Origin of the sequence: Veillonella sp. 6_1_27 (assembly GCF_000163735.1) — a bacterium.
GTDB classification, from domain to species: Bacteria; Bacillota; Negativicutes; order Veillonellales; family Veillonellaceae; genus Veillonella; species Veillonella parvula_A.
Window position 1 is genome coordinate 127,917 of record NZ_GG770218.1, and the last position, 9,047, is coordinate 136,963.

Annotated in this window: 6 protein-coding genes and 1 rRNA gene; all 7 read right to left on the reverse strand. The window is 38.8% G+C overall.

The annotated features are described in order from the left end of the window. Positions 1-145: 145 nt before the first annotated feature. The 7 genes from cydD to rrf all read right to left on the reverse strand — a co-directional run bounded on the left by cydD (position 146) and on the right by rrf (position 8,905). A complete protein-coding gene (cydD, locus tag HMPREF0874_RS09760; RefSeq protein WP_008603505.1) occupies positions 146-3,733 on the reverse strand; it encodes a thiol reductant ABC exporter subunit CydD in 3,588 nt (1,195 codons plus the stop codon). A gap of 200 nt (positions 3,734-3,933) precedes the next feature. After that, entirely contained in the window at positions 3,934-4,953 is a 1,020-nt protein-coding gene (gene cydB, locus HMPREF0874_RS09765; protein ID WP_008603507.1) for a cytochrome d ubiquinol oxidase subunit II, read from the reverse strand. After that, a complete protein-coding gene (locus HMPREF0874_RS09770; RefSeq protein ID WP_004695363.1) occupies positions 4,944-6,332 on the reverse strand; it encodes a cytochrome ubiquinol oxidase subunit I in 1,389 nt (462 codons plus the stop codon). The genes cydB and HMPREF0874_RS09770 overlap by 10 nt, the downstream gene beginning before the upstream one ends. A gap of 84 nt (positions 6,333-6,416) precedes the next feature. Next, complete coding sequence (locus HMPREF0874_RS09775; protein ID WP_008603509.1) at positions 6,417-6,848, reverse strand: Rrf2 family transcriptional regulator; 432 nt, start codon at positions 6,846-6,848, stop codon at positions 6,417-6,419. Between the two features lie 221 nt (positions 6,849-7,069). Continuing rightward, positions 7,070-7,564 (reverse strand): molybdenum cofactor biosynthesis protein B, encoded by a 495-nt coding sequence (locus HMPREF0874_RS09780; RefSeq protein WP_008603511.1) that lies wholly within the window; start codon positions 7,562-7,564, stop codon positions 7,070-7,072. Positions 7,565-7,572: 8 nt separating this feature from the next. Continuing rightward, entirely contained in the window at positions 7,573-8,433 is an 861-nt protein-coding gene (locus tag HMPREF0874_RS09785) for a polysaccharide deacetylase family protein (RefSeq protein ID WP_008603514.1), read from the reverse strand. Between the two features lie 355 nt (positions 8,434-8,788). Next, positions 8,789-8,905: ribosomal RNA gene (rrf, locus tag HMPREF0874_RS09790) — 5S ribosomal RNA — on the reverse strand. Positions 8,906-9,047 lie beyond the last annotated feature (142 nt).

The window sequence follows — 9,047 nt, forward strand, 5'->3', positions numbered from 1 at the left end:
TAAAAGGGGCCTTATTAATGTAGTTAAACATTAGTCATATTATAATTTAATATTCATAATAGATCTTAAATTGCAACGTAATATTAAACATTGTTCAAATCTATAATTAAGCATTAATAATAGATACTTTAAATGATATTTAGTTTTATTGAATACTTGCCATGGATAAATAACAGTATTCATAGAAACGACCTTTAAGCGCCATTAGCTCTTCATACGTTCCATCTTCAACAATTTGCCCTTTATCCATAAATAAAATCCGGTCCATTTGTTCTAAACCTTCCAATTGATGCGTAATATATAGACATGTCCTACCCTCTACATAATGCATCAAGTCACGATGTAAAGCTTTTCTTGTTACTTGATCCAAGCCTTCTAAAGGTTCATCTAATAAAACGATTTTAGGATTCCGCAAGAACAATCTAGCTAATGCAACTCTTTGACGTTCACCACCACTCAAACCTTGCCCTCCACTCCCTACAATCGTATTCATACCTTCTGGTAATTTTTCAACTACCGATCGCAATGATGCACGGTTAATGGCTTGATCTAAATCCGCCATAGAAGCTTCAGGTCTTGCAAGGCGTATATTATCCTTAAAGGAAGCATTAAAAATATACGTATCTTGAGTTATAGTCCCCAATGCATTACGCCAAGTATCAATTGAAATATCTTTCAACTCCACCGAGCCTATACGAATGGATCCACCATAATCATATAACCTCTCAAGCATATTAAATAATGTCGTCTTGCCAGACCCACTAGCACCAACGATAGCAATGGATTTCCCTTGCTGAATATGTAGTCTGAGATTCTCATAAATATGGCGATATTCATCATAACCAAAGGATACATCTGTAAAAATAATATCATCATTAGGGTTAAATGATTCTGGTGATATAGGTTCTACAATAGATATCGGTTCATTACTGAGAGCCATGAGACGACTTGTAGCAACTTTACTTTCTGCACCATGATGAACAGCAGCAATCATAGGCTGTAACGCTTCAAACCAAGCCTGTGTGCCAATGGCAGCCACCGCTACCATAACACTAGCCCAAGCACCTGTTAACGCATTAGAAGCCATAATAGCTACAATAACTACAGTTAACTGAACGCCGCCCATGAATAGTGTATTACCCATATTCATGCCTCGCTCAATAGTACCTTTTTGAGCATCTACATTGCGCATCATATGCTGAATACGCTTATATACCATGTCTTCATTGCCATAACTAATCACATCTTCCAAACTATCCATAGTATCACTTAAAAGCGCTTTATAATCGCCTTGTTGGGGCCCAATCGTACGTAAAGATTCTTTATTATACGAATAAACAACCAAAGGTACTATTACACCTAATACGAAGGCCGACAAAAGAATAGGTATAATCAAACTATTGTCAATTGTAGAAACTCCATATGCAATCAATATAGTCAAGGCAACGGCTGCTACGGGTGGAATCAAAGTGCGCAAGTAGAAGAATTGTAATACCTCTATATCCCCCATGATGCGTCCCAACATATCACCTGCCCCAAACCGTTTGAGTATAGCAGGTGCCAATGGTTCCAAATGAGCATAAAACCACAAGCGCAAGCCATAGAGTCCTTGGAATGCCATGCGATGAGATGTATAGCGCTCAAAATAACGACATACAGCACGACTAACACCGAAGAATCGAACTCCTACGATTGCAAGACTTAAATAAGTAAGTCCTGGTTGCAGTGCGGCAGATGCCAATAGCCAAGAGGATACTGTCAAAAGCCCAACATTCATAAACACTGTTAAGAATGTAAATAGCAAGGCCAATACTAATGACCACTTAGCGGGACTCAATACAGAAAACAACAATTTCCAACCTTGTAAGCCCATATTAGAACCTTTTGCATTATCTTTAAAGGTCTCAGTATATTTAACAAATTTAACAAAATGCTCTGTACTATTGATAGGTGTATCTACGACCAATGTATTCTCTGAATCAAATTGTTTTCCAATATACAATGGTTCTTCAAGAGTTGCTGATAATTGCCCTAAGCCAGATGTAACAAGGTCTTTAAAATACCCCTCTTCTTCAAGTAGGTCATGATAAGAACCTTCTTGAAGAATTGATCCATTTTTCAAGACATATAGCTTAGATGCCCAATGCATAGTTTGTAATCGATGCCCAATAATGATGGCAACCTTATTTTCCATCAAACGCTGAATAGCTGTACTTATAATAGCTTCTGTTTTTACATCTAGATGTGCTGTCACTTCATCAAGAATCAATACTTGACCCTTCCGGAGGAATGCACGAGCTAAAGCAATACGTTGCCGCTCGCCTCCACTAAGACCTAACCCACCTTCACCGATAACCGCATCAAGCCCATCTTGTTCTCGATTAATAACATCTAATAGCTGAACTTCTTTGCACGCATCAAGAATCTCTGCATCACTTACATCCATACCAAAGGATAAGACCTCTCGCAAGGACCCTTTCATAATATGTGGATGTTGAGATACATAGATAATTTGCTGACGCCACCAGTTGATATCTAAATCACATATATCAATGCCATCGATAGTAACTGTTCCTTTCGGAGCCTGTAAAAACCCTCCAACAATATGGGCCATAGTAGATTTACCAGCTCCGCTTTCACCAACGAGCATAATAGGTGCATTACGTTCAGCCTGCAGAGTAATGTGGTGTACCCCATTCTCACTATTTTTATAGGTGAAAGTTAAATCTTTAATAGCAATTTCCTGTATAGGCTTATCAAGTTTAGACTCACCACCTACTGGTAAAGAAGGTGGGCGCTGCATGAATTCTTCATACTTCAGAATAGATGTTTTTCCTGCCATCCCTGTGTGGAAAGCTGCCCCCAATTGTCTAAATGGAGTATAGAACTCCGGCGCTAACAACAAAATAAAGAAGGCTGAAAAGAATGTGACTTCACCATCTAATAAGGTTAGACCTAAATATACCGCAATCAGAGCAGTACTAATTGTACTCACTAATTCAAGTACTAATGCAGATAAAAAGGCTACGCGCAACACGCGTAAAGTGGAATCTTTAAACTCTTGAGATAATCGACCAATAACCTTGATTTGATCCTTTGCACGGCCAAAGAGCTTTAGCGTAGTAATCCCTTGTAGTACATCTAAAAAATGCCCCGATAGGAAACTCATACGTTCCCATTGTTCCTTATTTAATCGATCAGCTTGCTTCCCAATCAATATCATAAAAAATGGAATTAAAGGCACCGTAACAATCAAAATAATACCAATTATTGGCAATGTATTTACAATGGCAATCCCCATAATAAGAGGAATCATAATAGCATATAAAATCTGCGGAATGTAACGTGCTATGTAAGCATCTACTTGTTCTAAACCATCGGTAAGCATATGGATGACATCGCCATGACGTTCCTTATGCTGTATACCGAGCTTAAACATATGCGCCAAAGAGCGTTCTCTAAAGGATGCTTTTACAGCACTTCCCAAATAATTTGCTACCGCCTCTTGAACATAATGAGCCACCAATCTCACAATAATAGCAATAAACAAATAAATAATGGTGTTCGTTTCGTCAGCTAGTGTATGCTCCAAAAATATAAGATTATTTATTAAGGTTCCAAAGAACCAGGCTTGCCCAACAATGGACAGACTTTCTACTAAACAGGTTAAGCCGAGTAGCACAAGCGGTCCTTTATGTTCTAGCAGCGCTTTAAATGCGGTACGCTGTATCATACTATCCTCTACGGTAAATCTATTTAAATATATAAACTCAAACAAATTTAAATCCCTATTACTAAGCCTACAAGAGTCCAAGTGAATCTAAATTTATCAATATTATATTCATCTTACCATAAAAAAGAGGCGTGCCGCTACGGCACGCCTCACATTAAGACCTAATTTTTACAACTTACATAAGTTGTAAAGCTATACTATTAATAGTGTAAATCTTTTTCTGTTACACGATGACGGAATGTCCAATATACCCAAGATTGGTAAACCAAAATAATTGGCACAAATACGAAGGCTACACAAGTCATCAAAGTCAACGTATAAGTAGAGTTAGCTGCATTAGTAATAGTCAAGCTCCACTCAGGATTCAAAGAAGAAACCATGATGCGAGGGAACAAACCTGCAAAGTATGCAGCTGTTACAGAAATAACAGATAAACAACTGAATAAGAAACCCCATTTTGTATTTCGAGTGCGTGCTGCACCCCAAGAAATGAGGAAGGACATGATAGCTAATGCAAAGCAAACTATAGCTAATACAGAATTAAACAAATCTGTATACACGTAAGTTGCACCTACCAATGCCAATGCACCGATAGCTGTAGGAACACCTACTACCAAGGATGCCGCACGAGCGCGCTCAGAAACAGCACCAGCTGTTTTAATAGAAGTAAATAAACCACCATGGTATGTAAATACCAAAATGAACGCAATACCACAAAGTATGGTGTATGGACTTAATAAATCAGAAAAAGTACCAACATATGTCATACTTGCATCAATTGGAGTACCTTGAATCAAGTTACCTACTGTAACACCCCACAATAGTGCAGGAATCAAGGAACCAAAGAAGATGCAGTAGTCGAATGTTTTACGCCATAACAAATTAGGGCTCTTAGAACGGAATTCAAAGGATACACCACGAATAATAAGAGCTGCAAGCATCAAAAATAGAGCCAAGTAGAATCCACTAAACAATGTAGCATACACGTGAGGGAAGGATGCGAATAATGCCCCTCCGGCAGTAATCATCCAGACTTCATTACCATCCCACACTGGACCTAAGGCATTGATCATTTGTCGACGTTCAACGTCAGTTTTACCAATGAATGGCAACAAAATACCAGTACCATAGTCAAAACCTTCTAATAAGAAGAAGCCAGCGAATAGTACAGTAATTAAGATAAACCATACCACTTCAAGGTTATTAAAAATTAATTCCATAATCTTGCCTCCTCTTTTTCAACTACATCATGAGATGGATTTCCATCTGGACCTTTTTTAATGTGTTCTACAGCCAGGTAGATAGCCGCGATAGCAGCCACGATATACACAAGTGTAAAGCCGATGATTGTAGTCATAATTTCTGGAGCCGTTACGGATTTAGACGCACCATCTGCAGTCAATTGCAAACCATATACAAGCCATGGTTGACGACCTGCTTCCGCTACAAACCAACCAGTGGAGTGAGCGATGAATGGCAATGGCAACATCCAGAACATAATTTTTAAGAATGTACGATTTTCAACAAGCTTGTCTTTTGCATTTAGGATAAGACCTACAAAGGCAACAAGTAACATAAGAGAACCGGATGCTACCATGACACGGAATGTCCAGAAGATTGCTGGAACATCTGGAATATAGTTGCCAGGGCCATATTGAGCCTCCGCTTTTGCTTGAAGGTCTTTGATACCTTCTACCTTACCAGACGTAAAGGAGTTTTGAGTCAAGAAGGATAAACCACCAGGAATTTCAAGAGCACCTGTATTCTTTTGTGCTTTAGTATCAATATTAGCTACCAAAGAGAATGGCGCTGGATCTTGTGTTTCCCACAACGCTTCCATAGCAGCCATTTTCATAGGTTGTACTTTTGTGATGTATTGACCTTGATGATGACCAGCTAATGCACCTAAAGTACCAAATACAAGTGCGATAACCATGCCCCATTTAGCGGAGCGGCGGTAGAACTCTGTCGCATTATTACGCAATAAGTGCCATGCACTGATTGCCATAATAATTACACCAGCTGTTAATAAACCATTCAATACGATATGGAAAAATTGTCCAGGTACATAGCCATTTTGAACGATGGTCAGGAAATTTTCCATCTCTGCACGGCCATTGCGTAATACAAAGCCTACAGGATGTTGCATAAAGGAGTTGGCTACGAGAATCCAGAACGCAGATAAGTTAGTACCTAACGCTACAAATGTAGCTACAAGGGCGTGAACACATTTATGTAAGCGGTCCCAACCGAAAATCCAAACGCCCATGAATGTAGATTCCAAGAAAAATGCCATTAATGCTTCAAGGGCCAATGGGGCACCAAAAATGTCACCCATAAAACGAGAATATTCTGCCCAGTTCATACCGAAATGGAATTCCTGAACAATACCAGTCACCACACCCATGGCAAAGTTAATTAGGAACAATTTCCCCCAGAACTTAGCCATTTTTTTGTATACTTCTTTACCAGTCGACACATAGGTCCACTCTAAAGCAGCAACAGTCACTGTCATACCTAGTGTGAACGGCACAAATAACCAGTGATAGATAGATGTTAGCGCGAATTGCAATCGGGCTAAATCTACAGCTTCAAACATGTGTTTTCCTCCTTAGAATAAAATACTAACATCACTTGACGAGCTTTTACAAAAAACCTTGCATCATTGCGACTGTAAAAAAGCTCAAGCCTCAGCAATAATCAACTGTTTTCGTTGGGCAAGGGTCTTAAAATTAACTGCTTCCAACTGATTAATCAATTGATGCTGAATCACGCCCATTGCTTCATTTATAGCGCAATGCCCCTTACAAGACTTAGAGCAAGAACCTACATCATATAAACAACGTTGTAAATACGCATCCCCTTCTACTGCTCTAATTACATCAAGCAACGAGATCTCTTGAGGGCTTCGATTCAGAGCAAACCCGCCATCTACCCCTCGGAAAGATTTCATAATTCCTGCTGCAATGAGACTACGCATAATCTTGAGCAAAAAGCGTTCTGGAATCAACTCTTGCTCAGCCAATACAGCACCAGTTACCTTCGAGCCCGAAGGTAGTAGCGCCATATGCAAGACCATGCGAAATGCATAATCCGTGGCCTGATTTAACTTCATAAAGTCTCCTTTCTCATGCACTCGGACAAACGTATTACTAAATCTAGTATAAATGAAATAAAACAATACTGCAATGGTATTGTTTTAAACAGAATAAATTAATTCACTTACTTCTCATGCTCATATTTTATGAATCAATTACCTACTTTTATATCCATCAAATATTGATTGTCATCATATATAAAAAGACTGCTCTCAAAAGAACAGTCTCAATATATGTATTATTTTGTAATTTCTCGCACCAAATGGCCCATTTCAGGAATGATTAGTTTGCTCATCGCCAAGGTGACGGCCCCAACAGACCCAGGAACGGAGAACATTAAAGTATTGTTATTAACACCAGCTTCTGCACGAGATGCCATTGCTTTTGTTCCAATATCCTCCGTATAGGATAAATATCTAAAGATTTCACCAAAACCTGGGATATGCTTTTCATATAAGCTATTTACCGCCTCGATGGTAACATCTCTCATAGCAATACCAGTTCCCCCGGTAGATATAATGACATCAATAGACTCATCATTACACCATGGAATCATAGCATTTATTATAGCCTCACAATCATCAATTACAATTTTTCGATCTGCTACAATATGATTTGCTGCTTCCAAAAATTCTTGAACTTTGTTGCCTCCTTTATCAGTTTCTAATGTACGAGTATCAGATACAGTTAATACTGCAACACGTAATGGTCTTGCTACAACTTCGTAAGACATAGTTCCTCCTAAAATAAAGGCACAATAGACGCCAATATCGGCCATCCATTATCGCGTAATGTATCACGCAATGCCCATGTATACTTAATAAGCGGTGCACAATGTAGGCGCAACCAGAAAGATAAATACGGTGTATCTCCTTGGAATACAGCTAGTCGATTTAGAGCATATAAATTATCCCCTGGCTTTACTGTTCCTGGTTGAACTGTGAAAGCCATTTTATACCCAGACTGTTTAGTAACATATTGAACGAGCATATCATTAAAACCACCAGGATACGCCAAATAATTGATAGGTTCTCCTAAAATACCTTCCATAGATGTTTTACCACCAAGAATGGCATCAGGCAATTCTGTAGGATCCATATGAGTTAGTATCTTATGATGATTTGTATGCCCTTGAATATCAAATCCTGCCGTCTCCATTTGACGCATTTGTGCTGTATTTACAAAACCAGGCGTATTGGCTGCGTCACTAATCATGAACAAAGTAGCTTTCATATTATATGCTTTTAATATAGGCAATGCATGTTCATAATTATCTACATAACCATCGTCAAATGTTATTACGATTGGCTTCTCTGGTAACTCCGTACCATTTTGCAAATACTCATACAATTGATCCAATGATATCGTATGATATCCATGATTATGGAGGTATTCCATCTGCTCCTTAAACTGATCCACATGCAATGTTAAAGCGGAGTGTTTCTCATCATTTATTTGATGATAATTAAGTACCGGTACACCATATAACTTATAATTTGAAGACAGTCCCCACATAGCCCCAATAGAAACCGCTAAAATTGCAATACATATTGCAATACAATATAACAACTTTTTAATACAGCTCTTGCCATATTTATACATATAAAATAATCACTCCCATCGACTTACATACATAATGAGAATACCACATATAAGTGGCTATTATCAAGAAAATCCCTCATAAGATTAATATAAAAACTGTTGATGCAATGAATCTATCGTCGCTTAATTCTTATTACCTTTAACTTTCCCTACTTGCTTCCTCACTGTGGATTTCCCTTCACTGCTTCGCAGTTTGGTAAATCTTACGTTCGGAAGAAAGTGATGCAGTGAATCTGTCGTCGCGTTGCTCCTCCATCTTCTACTGCCCTACTTTTACTGCCCTGCTTACCAGGTCCCCTGGGAGGATAGGAAGCCATACAAAAAAAAGACACACCCTCAGGTGTGCCTTTGCTTCAATCAGCAGCTTCCTATCCTCCCAGGCCGTCTCCAGCCAAGTACTTTCGGCGTTTATGAGCTTAACTACTGTGTTCGAGATGGGAACAGGTGGATCCTCATAGCCATCGCCACTGAATCTGTCAGAGTTTGTACTCTGAAAACCACATAGAAGTATATATATTTGTTGCACATTCTGCTTAATGTTTTATTATATGTTGCGTCCCATACTCAAAGTACACGTCTGGAGGATTGCGTCGAAGCCTGTGGATTTCACTTCG